The organism is Streptomyces sp. NPDC098781 (assembly GCF_044759995.1).
Classification (GTDB): domain Bacteria; phylum Actinomycetota; class Actinomycetes; order Streptomycetales; family Streptomycetaceae; genus Streptomyces.
Genome location: NZ_JBIWAK010000005.1, coordinates 558014 through 574049 on the forward strand (window position 1 = coordinate 558014; position 16036 = coordinate 574049).

16 protein-coding genes are annotated in these 16036 nt (G+C 71.6%); 11 read left to right on the forward strand and 5 right to left on the reverse strand.

Annotated features, from left to right (window positions below; translation table 11 throughout):
* The first annotated feature begins 25 nt into the window (after positions 1-25).
* Complete coding sequence (locus tag ACIQWG_RS23420; RefSeq protein WP_404098961.1) at positions 26-1963, forward strand: serine/threonine-protein kinase; 1938 nt, start codon at positions 26-28, stop codon at positions 1961-1963.
* A gap of 130 nt (positions 1964-2093) precedes the next feature.
* Complete coding sequence (locus ACIQWG_RS23425) at positions 2094-3632, forward strand: PstS family phosphate ABC transporter substrate-binding protein (protein WP_404099408.1); 1539 nt, start codon at positions 2094-2096, stop codon at positions 3630-3632.
* A gap of 13 nt (positions 3633-3645) precedes the next feature.
* On the opposite strand, the gene ACIQWG_RS23430 is transcribed toward ACIQWG_RS23425, so the two are convergent.
* Entirely contained in the window at positions 3646-4398 is a 753-nt protein-coding gene (locus ACIQWG_RS23430) for an SLATT domain-containing protein (protein ID WP_404098964.1), read from the reverse strand.
* Between the two features lie 303 nt (positions 4399-4701).
* On the opposite strand from ACIQWG_RS23430, the gene ACIQWG_RS23435 reads away from it, so the two are divergent.
* The 3 genes from ACIQWG_RS23435 (at position 4702) to ACIQWG_RS23445 (ending at position 6393) form a co-directional block, all read left to right on the forward strand.
* The gene (locus ACIQWG_RS23435; protein WP_404098966.1) at positions 4702-5046 is read left to right on the forward strand and encodes a YbaB/EbfC family nucleoid-associated protein; all 345 of its coding nucleotides are present in this window, start codon (positions 4702-4704) and stop codon (positions 5044-5046) included.
* Positions 5047-5138: 92 nt separating this feature from the next.
* Positions 5139-5738 (forward strand): recombination mediator RecR, encoded by a 600-nt coding sequence (gene recR / locus ACIQWG_RS23440; RefSeq protein ID WP_404098968.1) that lies wholly within the window; start codon positions 5139-5141, stop codon positions 5736-5738.
* Positions 5731-6393 (forward strand): DUF5063 domain-containing protein, encoded by a 663-nt coding sequence (locus tag ACIQWG_RS23445; RefSeq protein WP_404098971.1) that lies wholly within the window; start codon positions 5731-5733, stop codon positions 6391-6393. The genes recR and ACIQWG_RS23445 overlap by 8 nt, the downstream gene beginning before the upstream one ends.
* A gap of 25 nt (positions 6394-6418) precedes the next feature.
* Here ACIQWG_RS23445 and ACIQWG_RS23450 read toward each other — a convergent pair whose 3' ends face one another.
* Positions 6419-7255, reverse strand: a complete 837-nt coding sequence (locus tag ACIQWG_RS23450) for a PhzF family phenazine biosynthesis protein (protein ID WP_404098973.1) — start codon at positions 7253-7255, stop codon at positions 6419-6421.
* 192 nt (positions 7256-7447) lie between these two features.
* Between ACIQWG_RS23450 and ACIQWG_RS23455 the strand changes: the two genes are divergently transcribed.
* Together ACIQWG_RS23455 and ACIQWG_RS23460 are read left to right on the forward strand one after the other, a co-directional pair.
* Positions 7448-7864, forward strand: a complete 417-nt coding sequence (locus ACIQWG_RS23455) for an SsgA family sporulation/cell division regulator (RefSeq protein ID WP_404098975.1) — start codon at positions 7448-7450, stop codon at positions 7862-7864.
* Positions 7865-8000: 136 nt separating this feature from the next.
* Positions 8001-8231 carry a hypothetical protein gene (locus ACIQWG_RS23460; protein WP_404098977.1) on the forward strand — a complete coding sequence of 77 codons (231 nt, stop codon included), beginning with the start codon at positions 8001-8003 and terminating at the stop codon, positions 8229-8231.
* 51 nt (positions 8232-8282) lie between these two features.
* On the opposite strand, the gene ACIQWG_RS23465 is transcribed toward ACIQWG_RS23460, so the two are convergent.
* Together ACIQWG_RS23465 and ACIQWG_RS23470 are read right to left on the reverse strand one after the other, a co-directional pair.
* Positions 8283-9470 (reverse strand): cytochrome P450, encoded by a 1188-nt coding sequence (locus ACIQWG_RS23465; protein WP_404098979.1) that lies wholly within the window; start codon positions 9468-9470, stop codon positions 8283-8285.
* Complete coding sequence (locus ACIQWG_RS23470) at positions 9460-10206, reverse strand: tRNA-dependent cyclodipeptide synthase (protein ID WP_404098982.1); 747 nt, start codon at positions 10204-10206, stop codon at positions 9460-9462. The genes ACIQWG_RS23465 and ACIQWG_RS23470 overlap by 11 nt, the downstream gene beginning before the upstream one ends.
* Positions 10207-10483: 277 nt before the next feature.
* Here ACIQWG_RS23470 and ACIQWG_RS23475 point away from each other — a divergent pair, with 277 nt between their 5' ends.
* The 4 genes from ACIQWG_RS23475 (at position 10484) to ACIQWG_RS23490 (ending at position 15037) form a co-directional block, all read left to right on the forward strand.
* Positions 10484-11761: an aspartate kinase gene (locus ACIQWG_RS23475; protein WP_404098983.1), complete on the forward strand. Its 1278-nt coding sequence runs from the start codon at positions 10484-10486 to the stop codon at positions 11759-11761.
* Positions 11758-12810, forward strand: a complete 1053-nt coding sequence (locus tag ACIQWG_RS23480; RefSeq protein ID WP_404098986.1) for an aspartate-semialdehyde dehydrogenase — start codon at positions 11758-11760, stop codon at positions 12808-12810. Before ACIQWG_RS23475 ends, ACIQWG_RS23480 begins: the two co-directional genes overlap by 4 nt.
* 419 nt (positions 12811-13229) lie before the next feature.
* Positions 13230-13913: a SigE family RNA polymerase sigma factor gene (locus tag ACIQWG_RS23485; RefSeq protein WP_404098987.1), complete on the forward strand. Its 684-nt coding sequence runs from the start codon at positions 13230-13232 to the stop codon at positions 13911-13913.
* Between the two features lie 83 nt (positions 13914-13996).
* Complete coding sequence (locus tag ACIQWG_RS23490) at positions 13997-15037, forward strand: hypothetical protein (protein WP_404098989.1); 1041 nt, start codon at positions 13997-13999, stop codon at positions 15035-15037.
* Between the two features lie 17 nt (positions 15038-15054).
* Here ACIQWG_RS23490 and ACIQWG_RS23495 read toward each other — a convergent pair whose 3' ends face one another.
* Positions 15055-15852, reverse strand: coding sequence for an SURF1 family protein (locus ACIQWG_RS23495; protein WP_404098992.1), 798 nt, complete (start codon positions 15850-15852; stop codon positions 15055-15057).
* Positions 15853-16036: the final 184 nt, after the last annotated feature.

Sequence of the window (16036 nt, forward strand, 5' to 3'; positions counted from 1 at the left end):
GGCGGGGGCTGCTTGGGGGCGGGCGATGGAGAAGCTGGGGCCGGGGGATCCACAGCGCATCGGGGTGTACCGGCTGCTGGCACGGCTGGGCGCGGGCGGCATGGGGGACGTCTATCTCGCCAGGTCGGACCGGGGCCGTACCGTCGCCGTGAAGCTGGTACGGCGGGAGCTGGCCGCGCAGGAGGAGTTCCGCGCCCGGTTCCGGCAGGAGGTGCAGGCCGCGCGGCAGGTCGGCGGGTTCTGGACCGCGCCGGTGCTCGACGCGGACACCGAGGCCGAGGTGCCCTGGGTCGCCACAGGGTATGTCGCCGGGCCCAGCCTCCAGCAGGTCGTCGGGCACGACCACGGGGCGCTGCCCGAGCGTTCGGTGCGGATCCTGGCGGCCGGACTGGCGCACGCCCTGAAGGACATCCACGCCGCCGGGATCGTGCACCGGGACCTGAAGCCGTCGAACGTCCTGGTCACCATCGACGGGCCCCGGGTCATCGACTTCGGCATCGCCCGCGCGCTGGAGACCGTCGACGAGAGCGGGCTCACCCGCACCGGCGCGCTCGTCGGATCGCCGGGGTTCATGGCGCCCGAGCAGGTGCGCGGGGACCGCATCACGCCCGCGTGCGACGTGTTCTGCCTGGGCTCGGTGCTCGCGTTCGCCGCGACCGGCAAGCTGCCCTTCGGTTCGATGGAGAGCGGCGCGCACGCCGTGATGTTCCGGATCGCGCAGGAGGACCCCGATCTGGAGGGCGTGCCCGAAGGGATCGCCGAGCTGGTGCGGGACTGTCTGCGCAAGGACCCCGGCGCCCGTCCCACACTCGACCGGATCCTGGAGCGTACGGGCGCCGAGGACACCGTCTCCGGCGGGCGGTCCCGCGATCCGTGGCTGCCGAGCGCCCTGGTCGCCCAACTGGGGCGGCACGCCGTGCGGTTGCTGGACACGGAGGACCCGGTCGGGCCGGGAGGACCGCAGGCCGCCGAGCGGCAGGGCGTTCCGGCGCAGGCGGCCCCCGACGGGCCCGGTTCCGGGGAGCCGACCCCCGCCGCCTCCCCGGAGCACGCCCCGGCCGCTCCGGCGACACCGCCCGACCACCTCCCCACCATCGCCGCGACCCGGACCGGCCCGACCCTGCCGCCGGGCCCCGGCACCCCGTCCGGCAGCTCCTTCGGGGACGCCGCCGCGCCCGGTGACACCCCGGCCCACCCGGCCTACGGCTACCCCCAGCAGCACCCGCAGCAGCAGCCGTACGGCCATCCGCCGGCCGCCTCGAACCCGCCGCCCGGCCCCCAGCCGCCGTACGGCTTCGCCCCCTCGTACGGTCCCGGCCCGTCCTACGGCCCCACCCCGCCCTACGACCCGTCGCTGCCGTATCTCCCAACGCCGCCGCCCGACGACGCCCGCCGCAGCGGCCGTTCCACGGTGGTGCTCGTCCTCGTCGCGCTGGTCGTCGCACTCGCCGCCGGTGGTTCGGTGTACGCCCTCATGAGCGGCGGCGGAGACGACCGGGCCGACGGCGGCCCGAGCCCCACGGCCACCGCGGCCGACCCCGCCACCGCCGACCCGACCGACCCCGCCACCTCCCCGGACCCGGCCGACTCCACTTCCGCTCCCGTCGACGGCGCGATCCCGACCGGCTTCCTCGGCACCTGGACGGCCTCGATCGACAACGGCACCGGCGAAAACACCCGCCGGCTGACCATCCGGCAGGGCAAGGTGGGCGACACCGTCCTCTCCCTCGTCGCCAACGGCCCTGCCGGCACCGGCACCTACCACTGCGAGTTCGAGGCGGCGCTGACCGAAGCGCCGGGCGGCGACGGCCGGTTGAGGATCGGCCCGTCCACCGTGACGGCCGGTGAGCCGGCCACCTCCTGCTCGCCGGGCGGCGCCACCGAGGTCACCCTGCTGCCGGACGGCAGGCTGGAACGCGTGAACAGCGGCAGCGGGGAGAAGCTGACGTACACCCGGCAGTGAGGGTGAAATCGGCTTCGCCGTGAGGCAGTTGAACGTCCGGCGAACATCGTCGTCGGCACCCTGACGGTGGCCCCGAACGGACGTACGGTGACCCCACACTACGGCTCTGGTGAGTCACGGGGGCACCACTGTGGAGTGGCTGAGCGCAGAGAACATCGTGGCCGTCGGCACCGCGGTGATCGGTGTGGTCGCGTCGGGCGTCATGGTCTGGTACGAGCGGCGCGTGCCGCGCAGGAAGCGGATCGGCTACCGCGTCCAGATGGACAACCCCATCGGCGACGACGTGCGTTCGGGGCGGGCCAACGTCCGGCTCGGGCTGTTCGACGTGGACATGGAGGACGCGACGCTCGTACTGCTGCGCGTCGAGAACGACGGCTCGCAGAGCATCGACCGCGACGACTACACCGGTCCCGGACCCCATGGCCTCACCGCGGTGTTCACCGACCGCACCATCCGCGGTGTCTCGGTCACCCAGCCGACCGACATCGACCATCTGATGGACCACTTCACCGCCCAGCGCGGCTTCGGCTACGAGGACAACCGGCTGCGCGTCCCGCGCGTCCCGCTCAACCCCGGCGACTACTACAAGCTGCTGGTGCTGCTGTCCGGCGGCGACGTCGGCGCCGAGATCCGGCTGCGCGGCGGCATCCGGGACGGCGAGGTGCACCCCAACCGCAGTGCCACCCCGGACGACAAGGCACCGGTGTTCAGCCTCCCGGCCAGGATCTTCACCGGACTGCTCACCCTCTCCGTCCTCGCCCTCGCGGGCATCGTCGTCTTCCGGGACGGCAACCCGATCGAATGCGAACAGGGCGATCTGACGGTCATCGGGTCGACCGCGTTCGAGCCGGTGATCTCGACGCTGGCGAAGCAGTACGAGGGCAAGTGCGCGGGCGCGGAGATCCACGTCGAAGCCCGCGGCAGCGAGGCCGGTGTGGCCGAACTCGGCGCGCTCGCCGAGCGGTCGAAGAGCGGGGCACGCTCGGTGATCGCGTTCTCCGACGGCCCGCTCGGCGAACGGCTGGGCCTGAAGGGCAAGAAGGTCGCGCTGTCCGTGTTCACCCTCGTCGTCAACGACGGGATCGACCTCGGGCCGGACGGGCTGACCGTGCAGCAGGTACGGGACCTCTACAAGGGCCGGTACAAGACGTGGGGCGAGGTGCTTCCGGGGGCCGGCAAGGAGATCGCCGACCTGCCCGTCGTCCTGGTCAGCCGCAGCGACAGCTCCGGGACCCGGCAGGTGTTCCAGGACCGGGTGCTCGGCGGGTGGGAGCAGGCCCAGAGCACCTCGCTGGACTGCCGGCCGCCCCAGGGCGCCGTCACCGTCGTGACCCGGTGCGAACTCGCCGGTACCGGTGATGTCCTGGACCGGATCGCCGAGGTGCCCGGCGCCATCGGGTACAGCGAGCTGAGCGTCGCCGCCCGGCACCAGGGCGTGCGGACGGTGCCGCTGGACGGCGACCGTGCCGACGTGGACGAGATCGAGCGCGGCGACAGCGCCTATCCCTATCGCGACATCGAGTACGCCTACACCTACGGCATCCCGGACAACGACTCCCTCACCGCCGGCTTTCTCGCCTACCTGGACAAGGAGAGCAGCCGGCAGGTGATCCGGATGCGGGGGCACCTGCCGTGCGGGACACCGGTGGGACTGGAGCTGTGCCGCTGACGCGGGGGTGAGCTCACCGCGGCTCGGGCGGCCGCTGCCGGGGCATGTTGGGCCGCGCCCCGTTCGGCGGCGCCACCGGGAAACGCCCCTGGCCCACCCCCGCGTCCGCCCGGGGCCCGCCGGCCACCGCCGACTGGATCCCCATCGGCGCCGACCCCGTCCGGAACTCCACCATCCAGTCCGCCGTCTCCGCGCGGACCAGCTCGGTCACGTCCTCCGAGAAACGGCGCAGCACGCCCAGGCACCGCTCGGCGGCCTCACCGGCCGTCCCCTCGGCCGGACCGAGGACCTCCCGCACGCTCTCCGTCGCCCAGTCGAACTGGAGCACCTGAAGCCGCCGCTGCACCGCCTGCGCCGTGGCGAGGTCCCTTATCCAGCCCGAGGTGACACCGAAGGAGCGGTCGACGGCCACGCACGCCACTCCCAGCAGGAGGGAGAGATACCCCCAGGGCGCCACCCCGCTGGCGACCCCCGTCAGATCCAGCAGCGGCAACGCGGCCCCCACGACCGCTCCGCCCGCCGCCCCGCCGCGCAGGGCCCGCGCCCCGCGCCGCTTCCACACCCGGTCCGCGAGATACCACGCCGCCGTGTCCAGCGCACCCCGCTCCACCCACCGGTACAGCTCGTCCAGCCGCACCGCCGGCTCCCCCCAGTCCCCGAGCGGAAACGCCCGCCCCGTCAGATCGCCCGGCCGCAGTCCGGCCGCCCCTTCGCCGCCCTGCCCGTCCTGCGGCGACCTGTCGGGCTGCATCTCCGGCTGACCCACCCGGCACTCCCTACTGTCACGGTGCGTGACATCACGTACGACCTACGTACCGGGTACGACCCCCCGCAGCGCACGGAACGTCACGCAACACCTGAGGCTGACGCGCCGGACCCTTCCTACCGCCCAATGGGTGGCGAAGAGATGCCTTTCGCCTCTTTTCCGCCCGGAAGTGGGTCTTGATCAGGTATAGGACGCCTGTTCCTCCAGGTTCTCTCTCACTCGAAAGAGTGCCGGGGCGACGGCTGCCCGGACCACGTAGGCTCGTGCTGAACGGGAAACGCGTACACACGCAAGGAGCTGATCGTGATCCCCGGTGGTGGCCAGCCCAACATGCAGCAGCTGCTCCAGCAGGCCCAGAAGATGCAGCAGGACCTGGCGCGGGCGCAGGAAGAACTGGCGCAGACCGAGGTCGACGGGCAGGCGGGCGGCGGCCTGGTGCAGGCCACTGTCACCGGCGCCGGCGAGCTCCGCGCGCTGAAGATCGACCCGAAGGCGGTGGACCCGGAGGACACCGAGACCCTCGCCGACCTGGTCATCGCGGCCGTCCAGGCGGCCAACGAGAACGCGCAGAACCTCCAGCAGCAGAAGCTGGGCCCGCTGGCCCAGGGCCTGGGCGGTGGCAGCGGGATCCCCGGCCTGCCCTTCTGACGCTCCGGGCGTTCCCCGCCTTGCCTTTCTAAGAGGGGTCGCCGCCAACTACCGTACGTACCGTAGGGAATCCCAGGAAGGACGGCAGTCCGTTGTACGAAGGCGTGGTTCAGGACCTCATCGACGAGCTGGGTCGGCTGCCCGGCGTCGGTCCCAAGAGCGCCCAGCGGATCGCCTTCCACATCCTCCAGGCGGAACCCACGGACGTACGGCGCCTCGCGCAGGCCCTCATGGAGGTCAAGGCGAAGGTCCGCTTCTGCGCGACGTGCGGGAACATCGCGCAGGAGGAGCTGTGCAACATCTGCCGCGACCCGCGCCGCGACCCGGCGGTGATCTGCGTGGTCGAGGAGCCGAAGGACGTCGTGGCGATCGAGCGGACCCGTGAGTTCCGCGGCCGTTACCACGTCCTCGGCGGCGCGATCAGCCCGATCGAGGGTGTCGGACCGGACGACCTGCGTATACGAGAACTTCTCGCGCGGTTGGCCGACGGGACGGTCACGGAGCTGATCCTGGCCACCGACCCGAACCTGGAAGGCGAGGCCACGGCCACGTACCTCGCCCGCATGATCAAGCCCATGGGCCTGAAGGTCACCCGCCTGGCCAGCGGCCTCCCGGTGGGTGGCGACCTGGAATACGCGGACGAGGTCACCCTCGGACGCGCCTTCGAGGGGAGACGACTCCTAGATGTCTGACGCCACGCTGCACGCGACCGAGCAGAACCCGGACGACTTCGCGGTCCAGATCGCGGACCAGATCGAGAGTTTCCTGGTCGCGGTGATGGAGGTCGCGAAGGGCGACGAGCCGGGCTCCACCGTGCCTTTCCTCCTGCTGGAGGTCTCCCAGCTGCTGCTGGCCGGCGGCCGGCTCGGCGCCCACGAGGACATCGTCCCCGAGGAGCGCTACGAGCCCGACCTGGGCCCCGAACCGGACGTCGACGAACTCCGCGAGAACCTCGCCCGACTGCTCGACCCGGTCGACGTCTACTCCGAGGTCTTCGACCCCTACGAGCCCCGCAAGGCCGCCGTGCCGGCCCGGATCTCCGACGACCTGACCGACGTCATCACCGACCTCCGCCACGGCATGGCCCACTACCGGGCCGGCCGCACCGCGGAGGCCCTGTGGTGGTGGCAGTTCTCCTACTTCTCCAACTGGGGCTCCACGGCGTCCGCGACCCTGCGCGCGCTGCACTCGGTCCTGGCCCACGTCCGCCTGGACCAGCCCCTGGAGGAGCTGGACGGTCTCGACACCGACGAGGGCGTGATGGGGGACGAGACGCTGGAGTTCGAGGCGGGCAGGGTCATGGAGCAGGAGATCGGCGGGCAGTTGGGGCTGCGCTCGGCGAAGTAGCGGCGGCCCTCGGCCGGGGTCGGGCTCAGATCCGTACCGCCGTGCCGGTCACGCCGATGCCCGTGTCCGGCTCCGCCGGCACGGTCACCGTGATGGTGCTCGGCCGTCCCATGTCCACGCCCTGATGGATCGTCAGGGTGGCGGGCGTCGCCACCAGTTCGAGCTCCCGCAGATAGCCGCCGAACGCCGCCGCCGCCGCACCCGTGGCCGGATCCTCCACGACCCCGCCGGGCGGGAAGGGGTTGCGGGCGTGGAACACGGTGGGGGACTCCCGCCAGAGCAGGTCCACGGTCGTCCAGTCCTCGCGGGCCATGAGGGCGGCCAGTGCCCCCATGTCGTAGTCCAGGTCGGCCAGCCGCTCCCGGGTGGTGGCGGCGAGGATCGGGTGCCGGGCGCCGCCGAAGGCGACGCGGGGCGGCAGCGACGGGTCCAGGTCGGCGGGGGACCAGCCCAGGATGGCCAGCAGTTCGGCGAGGTCGGCCTCCGCGAGGGGCTCCGTGTGCGGTGCCACGCTCACCAGGGTCGCCGTCAGCGTGCCGTCCGCCGTCCGGTCGGTGGTCACGGTCACCGGGCCCGCCTGGGTGCGCAACAGCAGTCGGCCGGTGCCGTGCCGTTCCGCGTGGGCCACGGCAGTGGCGATCGTCGCGTGGCCGCAGAACGGCACCTCGGCGAGCGGGCTGAAGTACCGGATGTCCAGGGTGCCGTCGTCGGCCGGAACCACGAACGCCGACTCCGAGTAGCCGACTTCGGCCGCCGTCGCCAGCATCGCCTTGTCGTCGACCCCGGTGGCGTCGAGCACGACACCCGCCGGGTTGCCTCCCGCGGGGTCGTTGCTGAAGGCCACGTAGCGCGAAATCTCCATCCGTGGACCGTAGCCGCGCGCGGGGAGCGGGGCCAGGGAATACCCGGGGCCGGAGGAAACTCTCCCGGCGGGGTGACGCAGGTTACACAAGAAGTCTGGGGAAGCGGCGTAATGCATGGGGCTCTCGTGGGCTCTCTCTGACACAGCGTCCGCACTCGGCCGCCGCCCCGCCCCGCGAATCGGAGCCCGCCCATGCACATCACCCTGGAGCAGCCGACCGGCGCCCGACTGATCACCGCCGCCGACCAGGAGATCGCGATACCGGCCACCCTCCGGTACATCTCCGGCGACCCGCTGGCCGTGCACATCGACTTCCCGGCCCACGCCACCCTCGACGGCGAGGCGGCGACCTGGACGTTCGCCCGCGTCCTGCTGGGCGAGGGACTGCGGGCGCCCGCCGGGCTCGGCACCGTGCGCGTCCGGCCGTGCGGGGCGTCCCACACCTATGTCGAGTTCCACACGCCGGAGGGCGTGGCCAGGCTCCGGTTCGCCACCGCCGACCTGGACCGCTTCCTCGCCCGGACCCACACGGTGGTCGCCTCCGGCGAGGAGACGGTGGCGGCGGAGCTGGACCAGGGGCTGGTGACGCTGTTCGGCGGGCGGGTGTGACCCGGTTCAGCCGGGTGTAGCCCGCTACACCACCCCTTCGGCAGGCCGCTCCCTCGTCGCGTGCCCCCAGGCGCGGAATCGTTGATCCCGCCAGGTCAACGGCCGCCACCGCGGCCCCGTTCCGAAGGAAACCCCGATGAAGGCTCTGCTCTCCTCCCGCCCGGTGCTGTGGTTCCTCTTCCTCTTCAACGCCGTCGTCGCCGCGCTCGCCCCGTTCGTCGTCGACGGCGGCCAGGGCGTCCTGACCGCCGCCGGCATGGGCGTCGTATCGCTCGGCGCCGGGGCCGAGTTGGTGCGCGGGCGTGGGCGGCGGAAGCCTGCCGCGGTGCGTCCGCTGAGCCCTGGCGACTCGGCCACCGGTTCGTGACGACCGGTCGCCGAGCCGTGAGCAGTGGATCCGTGGTGCAGAGACCGGCAGTTACCACATGATGGGCAGCCGCTCCGGGATCCGCTTCATGAAGCCCGTCCGCCACACCAGTTGCTCGATCGGCACCGCGAGCCGCAGCTCCGGCATCCGCTCCAGCAGGGTCACGAGGGCGATCTCGGCGTGCTTGCGGCCCAGGGCGGTGGCGGGGCAGTAGTGGCGGCCGCCGCCGAAGGAGAGGTGAGCGGTGGCGTTCTCCCGGTCGAGGTCGACCGTGTGGGGGTCGGGGAAGGCGGCCGGGTCGAAGTTGGCGCCCTCGACGAGGACGAGGACGAGCTCGCCCGCCCGCACGTCCACATCCCCCAGCCGTACGTCCTCGGTGGCCAGCCTCGGCAGGCCGTCGCCGATGGAGAGGTTGATGCGCAGCAACTCGTCCACGGCGGCGGGGATCCGGTCGGGATGCGCCACCAACTCGGCCTGGAGGTCGGGGTGCTGGATCAGCGACACCAGTGCCATGGTCAGGAAGCCCGAGGTGGAGATGACACCCGCGCCGAACATCGTCACCCCGACCGTCGCGAGCATCTCGTCGGTGAGATGCCCGTACTCGGGGTCCGCGCGCAGGGCCGCGAGCTCGGCCATCAGACCCGAGGTCGCCGGGTCGTCGAGCCGTTGGCTCATGTACGCGATGTCCCGGTCCCAGTTGAGCCGGGCCCCGGTGACCGGGCACGCCGAGTTCATGAACGCGATGTCCAGGCTCCGCATCAGCCGGGGCGCGTCGGCCGGCGGGATGCCGAGGATGCGGCAGTGCATGCCGGCCGAGTACGGATCGGCGAAGCCGCCGCGCAGGTCGGCGGGGGCGCCCTCGTGGATCAGCCCGTCGAGGAGTTCCGCGGCGTAGGACCGCATCCACTGCGCGAGCCCCGGACTCTTCGGGTTCAGCGCCTTCAGGACGGCCTTGCGCAGCCCGGCGCCGGTGATGTTCCCCATGTTGTTGACGACCTCGGGCGGGATCGTCAGCGCGTACTGGCGGGGCACACCCGGGGCGGAGGTGTCCTTGAGGCTGAAGCGGGGGTCTTCGAGGACCTGCCTGCACAGCTCGTACGACGACACCAGCCAGGCCTCGTCACCCGCGATGGTCCGCACCCGCCGTACGGGCGTGTCGGCGCGCAACTGGGCCACCTCGTACGGGAGTTGGTCGCCGCGCCAGGAGAACGGGAAGTCGATGACGGTCTCAGTGAGCATCGGTGGCCCTCTCGGCGGGCGTCACGATGGCGTGCCCCTGGTTGCGGGAGGCGCGCAGACCGGCGCCCCGGGAGTAGAGCAGCTCGGCCATCGGCAGCAGCTGGTGGTAGCAGTTGAGCGAGGAGGGCACGCCCAGGATGGCGGGGGTGTCCAGGAACAGGGGTGCCTCGGCGCAGACGTAGGCCAGGCAGACCTCGCGCTGGGCGTCGGTCGCGTGCCCCGCCCGCTCGGCCAGGAAGGAGTCGACGAGCTTCTCGCAGGTCGTGCGGAACTCGTCGTCGGTGGCCAGGCGGGCCTGGAGCCGGTCGTGGATCTCGCGGTACGCCGGGTTGCCGCGGAAGTCGGACATCGCGTGGGCGCGCAGCCGGGTGCCGGCGGGGTCCGCGGCCTGTACGGCGCCGAGGACCTTGGCCCGTACCCCGCGCAGGTTCTTGACCGCCTTGCGGCGCGCGTCGTCGGGCGGGTAGCCGGACGCCGCGTACATCTCGGCCACGTACAGGTCCGTATAGACGAAGTCCACCCGGTCGAACAGGGCCAGGCCCCAGCGGGCGAGGTCGTGGACGCGGCGGGCGGAGAAGTAGCTGTTGCCGGGGGAGACGCCGATGACGGCGTGGTCGCCGGCGGCGTGGATCACCTCGCAGTGCGGGGTGAAGGGCTGGATCCTGAAAAGGCCGGTCGGAGAGTCCGTATCGGCTGGTGTGACGTGCTGGATCTCGGAAGCGGTCGCAGTCGTCAAAGGAGGAGAATCCTTCGCGTCGCAAGTCCCGATGGAGCCTTGTGCCCCTGGTGTGGCGACGACGACGCGAAGTTAGTGTGCGACTACGGAGAGCGTCAATGGCCTTCTGGCGGCGCTACCACCCGGTAGTGACCTGCCCCACTTTCCGGAGTGCTCCGCTCCCCACCGGGCAGAGACCATTCCGGAGCGTCCGAATCTCACCATCTGGGAACCCCATGGTCGTTTTCGGACGCTCGATAGACTGAGCCGACACACACGGACTGAGCGAGGAGCGCACGTGGGCCTTGTCGTGCAGAAGTACGGAGGCTCCTCCGTAGCCGATGCCGAGGGCATCAAGCGCGTCGCCAAGCGGATCGTGGAAGCGAAGAAGAACGGTCACCAGGTGGTGGCCGTCGTTTCCGCGATGGGCGACACGACGGACGAGCTGATCGATCTCGCCGAGCAGGTATCCCCGATCCCTGCCGGGCGCGAGCTCGACATGCTGCTGACCGCCGGAGAGCGGATCTCCATGGCCCTGCTGGCCATGGCGATCAAAAGCCTGGGCCACTCGGCCCAGTCGTTCACCGGCAGCCAGGCAGGTGTCATCACCGACTCGGTCCACAACAAAGCCCGGATCATCGATGTCACCCCGGGCCGGATCCGCACCTCGGTGGACGAGGGCAACATCGCCATCGTCGCCGGTTTCCAGGGCGTGAGCCAGGACAAGAAGGACATCACCACGCTGGGGCGTGGCGGGTCGGACACGACCGCTGTCGCGCTGGCCGCGGCGCTCGACGCCGAGGTGTGTGAGATCTACACCGACGTCGACGGCGTGTTCACCGCCGACCCGCGCGTGGTCAAGAAGGCGAAGAAGATCGACTGGATCTCCTTCGAGGACATGCTGGAGCTGGCCGCGTCCGGCTCGAAGGTGCTGCTCCACCGCTGTGTGGAGTACGCCCGGCGGTACAACATCCCGATCCACGTCCGGTCCAGCTTCAGCGGGCTTCAGGGCACGTGGGTCAGCAGCGAGCCGATCGAGCAAGGGGAAAAGCAGGTGGAGCAGGCCATCATCTCCGGTGTCGCGCACGACACCTCCGAGGCCAAGGTCACGGTCGTCGGGGTTCCGGACAAGCCGGGCGAGGCCGCCGCGATCTTCCGTACGATCTCCGACGCCGAGATCAACATCGACATGATCGTGCAGAACGTGTCCGCCGCGTCCACGGGCCTGACGGACATCTCCTTCACGCTCCCCAAGGCCGAGGGCCGCAAGGCCATCGACGCCCTGGAGAAGAACAAGCACGGCATCGGCTTCGACTCGCTGCGCTACGACGACCAGATCGGCAAGATCTCCCTCGTCGGCGCCGGCATGAAGACCAACCCCGGTGTCACGGCCGACTTCTTCAAGGCGCTGTCCGACGCCGGTGTGAACATCGAGCTGATCTCCACGTCGGAGATCCGTATCTCGGTCGTCACCCGCGCCGACGACGTCAACGAGGCCGTACGCGCCGTGCACTCCGCCTTCGGGCTCGACTCCGACAGCGACGAGGCTGTCGTGTACGGCGGCACCGGGCGATGACCCGACGACCGACGCTCGCGGTCGTGGGAGCGACCGGGGCCGTGGGCTCGGTCATGCTCCAGATCCTGTCCCAGCGCGCGGACATCTGGGGAGAGATCCGTCTGATCGCCTCGCCGCGCTCGGCCGGCCGCAAGCTGGCCGTGCGCGGCGAGGAGGTCGAGGTGGTGGCGCTCGCCGAGGAGGCCTTCGCCGACGTCGACATCGCGATGTTCGACGTCCCGGACGAGGTGGCCGCCCGCTGGGCGCCGGTCGCCGCCGCGCGGGGCGCGGTGGTGGTGGACAACTCGGGCGCCTTCCGGATGGACCCGGAGGTGCCTCTCGTCGTTCCCGAGGTCAACCGGCACGCCGTACGGATGCGGCCGCGCGGGATCGTCGCCAACCCCAACTGCACGACCCTGTCCATGATCGTGGCGCTGGGCGCGCTGCACGCCGAGTTCGGGCTGCGGGGCCTGGTGGTGTCCTCGTACCAGGCGGTGAGCGGGGCCGGGCGTGCCGGTGTGGAGACGCTCAGGCAGCAGCTGTCCCTGGTCGCCGGGACCGAACTGGGGACCGGCCCCGGTGACGTACGGCGGGCCGTCGGCGACAACACCGGGCCGTTCCCGGAGCCGGTCGCGCTGAACGTCGTGCCGTGGGCCGGGTCGCTGCGCGAGGACGGCTGGTCCTCGGAGGAGATGAAGGTGCGGGACGAGTCCCGCAAGATCCTCGGGCTGCCCAAGCTGCCGGTCGCGGTGACCTGTGTCCGGGTGCCGGTGGTGACCGGGCACTCGGTGACCGTGCACGCCCGCTTCGAGAACGAGGTCACGGTCGCCAAGGCGCGCGAGATCCTCGCCACCGCGCCGGGGGTCGTGCTGTACGACGACCCGGGGGCCGGCGAGTTCCCGACGCCGGCCGATGTCGTGGGCACGGATCCGACCTGGGTCGGCCGGGTACGACGCGCGCTCGACGACCCCACGGCGCTCGAACTGTTCGTCTGCGGCGACAACTTGCGCAAGGGCGCGGCCCTGAACACCGTGCAGGTCGCCGAGCTCGTGGCGGCGGAGTTTTCGTGAAGCTCCCGTGCGGCAGGAAAACTCCTGGCCTCACCATCGATCGTTTGTAGGATCTGTGTGAAGAATGTGAGCTGAACGATGGTCCGGACCACTTGAACCGGGCCCGGTCGGCAGCCGAAGATTTTTCTCCCCGCCTTGCAACCGCTTGCAGGGCGGGGAGCGTCTTTGCGGTCGCCCTTGTGGGGGTGGAGACGCGTTTTTTTCTGGCGTGGGGACGCCATGGGCTGGGCGTGGGGACGCCCGTTCATGTGGGACATAAGGGAAGAGCGGGTAGGCATGTGGGCGTTTGACGCACGGTCGGCTGTGCTGCCTGGCACGAGACGGTCGGCTGCGGGGGCCAGAGGGCCGAATGCGAGGACTGGCGCAAAAGTGACGTCCGGCACGTACAACCCTCAAGGGGGGACGCGTGTCCAACAGGCGTGGCAGAGGTACTCGACTTCAGCGCGGCGACCCGCGGCACGGCCCTACGGCCGCCCCGCCGGCCCGTCCGGACCCGCATGCCCGGGGCGCCCGGCGGCATGCCGGTGATCGCGCCCATGCCCGCAGCGCGGCCCACCCGCATTCCCAGTCAGCGTGACGGTGCCGAGCACGCCGAGAACACCGCGACGGCCGGCACCACCGTCGACCACCTCACCGAGACCTACCGGGCCCACTACCGCTCGCTGCTCGGTCTCGCGGCCCTGCTCCTCGACGACACCGCCTCCTGCGAGGACGTCGTCCAGGAGGCGTTCATCCGGGTCCACTCCGCGCGCAAGCGGGTGCGGGACCCGGAGAAGACACTGGCGTATCTCCGCCAGACCGTCGTGAACCTGTCCCGCTCGGCCCTGCGCCGCCGCATACTCGGTCTGAAGCTGCTGTCCAAGCCGATGCCCGACATGGCGAGCGCGGAGGAGGGGGCGTACGACCAGCTGGAGCGCGACTCCCTCATCAACGCGATGAAGGGCCTTCAGCGCCGCCAGCGCGAGGTGCTGGTCCTGCGGTACTTCGCGGACATGACCGAGGCGCAGGTCGCCGAGACCCTCGGCATCTCGCTGGGCTCGGTGAAGGCGTACGGCTCGCGCGGCATCGCGGCGCTGCGGGTCGCCATGGAGGCGCCGGCATGAGCGGGGACCAGGGCGGGCGGCGTGATCCGGCAGAGCGCCCGGACGAGCAAGATCCGAAGCAATCGCACGCTGGGAACGGAACTGTGAACCACGGCCCCGACGGCCAGAGCTCCGCGGGGCTCGACTCGGACGAGCTGGCACTGCGCCGCATGCTGCACGACGCGGTCCAGGAGATGGAACCGCGCGACGGCACGCTGGACCATCTGCGGCGGGCGGTGCCCGCACGCCGGGCACGCAAGCGGCAGGCGCTGGTCGGCATGGCGGCCGCGGCCCTCTTCGTCGGCACCGCCGTCCCTGCCCTGGTGCATGTGTCCAACTCCACCGGCACCGACGTGAACTCGTCCAACGCCGGCCATGGCGAGCAGGCGCAGGGCGGGTCCGGTCCGGGCAAGGAGACCAACGGCGGCCAGAGCACCTCGGGCGGCTCCTCCGGCAAGACCGAGGATCACGGCAAGGGGGGCGACAAGGAGGAGGACAAGGGGACCGGCACGGGTCCCGGCGGCGGCTCCTCCGGCACCGACGACCCCGCCGCGACCACCGCGGCCGGCCTCGCCGCGTGCACCGCCGAGCAGCTCGGCACCGCGGGCGGGAGCAGCGGCGCCGCCGACTCGTCCGGCGCGGTGTACGGCACCTTCCGCTTCAGCAACATCTCCACGGCCGACTGCACGGTGAGCGGCTCCGGCACGGTGAGCTTCGTGCCGAGCGGGGCGGCGGACGCCACGAAGATCGGCACCGCCCGGCATGTCGCCGGCGACGCGGCGGCGGGTCTGCCCGACCCCGCCCAGGAGCTGACCTCCCTCGTCCTGAAGCCGGGCGCCGCCTACGAGGTGAAGTTCGCCTGGGTCCCCACGGAGACCTGCCCCACGACGCCGGACCCCACGAACGGCGGCACGGGCGAGCCCTCGCCCGACCCGACGCCGACCGACCCGACCAGCGGCACGACCGACGGTTCCACCGGCAGCGACACCGGTACGTCCACGCAGCTGCTGACGGAGGACACCACCCTCGACGGCAGCGTCACGGTCACCAACACCACGGAGGCGGGGGCGCCGACGGCGACGGTGGTGGTGTCCAACGCCTGCGCGGGGACGATCTACTGGACGGGTGTGCTGGCGGGGGCGTAGTCGCGGGTGGCCGTGGTTCAGACGCCCGACGGGCTCGAGGCGCGTTCCTCGTCCGGGTCGGGCGTCAGTCCCAGCTCCGCGTCCCGGGCGAACTCCACCTCGCGGCGCAGCAGCCGGAACCACATGAAGACCACGAAGCCGGCGAAGACGAACCACTCGCCGGTGTAGCCGAGGTTCTGGAACGCCTTCAGATCCAGGCCGGTGTCACCGGGCGCGGTCGCGGGCACCGCCTTCATACCGGCGTCGGCCCGGTCCAGGGTGATCCAGGCGTCGTAGACGTCGTACGGCACCAGGTTCACCAGCGTCGCCGCGCTGATCGCGCCCGTCTGACCGGACGGCAGGCCGCCCTGCGTGGGCACGCCGTTCTCCCCGGGAACCTCGGACGCCTGGAGCGCGCCGGTGACCTCGACCTCGCCGGTGGGCGCGGCGGGGGCGTCGGCCCGGTCGGCGTCGCCCGGCAGCCAGCCCCGCACGACCGGCAGGGCCTCGCCGTCGTCGGTGCGCAGCAGCGTCAGGACGTAGTAGCCCTGCTTGCCGTCGAGCTCCCGGCCGGGCACGAGCAGCTGCTTGTCGTAGCGCCCGCTCGCGGTGGCCTGCCTGCCCGAGGTGGCCTTGTCCACCGGCAGCAGCTCGGCCAGCGGCCGCGCGGCCTCCCGCTTGTTCTCCTCGGCCTGCGCACCGGCGCTGCGATGGTCCTCGACCCGCGCCTCGAACCGGCTCAGCTGCCAGGACCCCATGAACACGCAGAACGGGATGGCGAGGAGCACGAAGACGTTGATCCCCCACCAACGGGGCGTCAGCAGAAACCGGTACACGCCCCAACGGTACGGGGGCGCCGCGCGGGGGTGGGGCGCGGGGTCAGTAGCGCTCGGTGTGGTGGTCGCGGCCGGCGGGCGTTCTTCCGGGGCTCGCTCGCCGCGGCTCGTGACATCGGCCACCTCCGTCGGCCCGGAGTCGCCCGGAGTCGCCCGGGGCCGGGGAGTTATCCACAGGCTGGGG

Bases quoted from the DNA above. Each gene is read 5' to 3' on its own strand.
- ACIQWG_RS23460 (WP_404098977.1), top strand. From the start codon at position 8,001: ATGAAGGCTCTGCTCTCCTCCCGCCCGGTGCTGTGGTTCCTCTTCCTC.
- ACIQWG_RS23455 (WP_404098975.1), top strand. From the start codon at position 7,448: ATGCACATCACCCTGGAGCAGCCGACCGGCGCCCGACTGATCACCGCC.
- ACIQWG_RS23420 (WP_404098961.1), top strand. From the start codon at position 26: ATGGAGAAGCTGGGGCCGGGGGATCCACAGCGCATCGGGGTGTACCGG.
- ACIQWG_RS23480 (WP_404098986.1), top strand. From the start codon at position 11,758: ATGACCCGACGACCGACGCTCGCGGTCGTGGGAGCGACCGGGGCCGTG.
- ACIQWG_RS23445 (WP_404098971.1), top strand. From the start codon at position 5,731: ATGTCTGACGCCACGCTGCACGCGACCGAGCAGAACCCGGACGACTTC.
- ACIQWG_RS23465 (WP_404098979.1), bottom strand. From the start codon at position 9,470: ATGCTCACTGAGACCGTCATCGACTTCCCGTTCTCCTGGCGCGGCGAC.
- ACIQWG_RS23450 (WP_404098973.1), bottom strand. From the start codon at position 7,255: ATGGAGATTTCGCGCTACGTGGCCTTCAGCAACGACCCCGCGGGAGGC.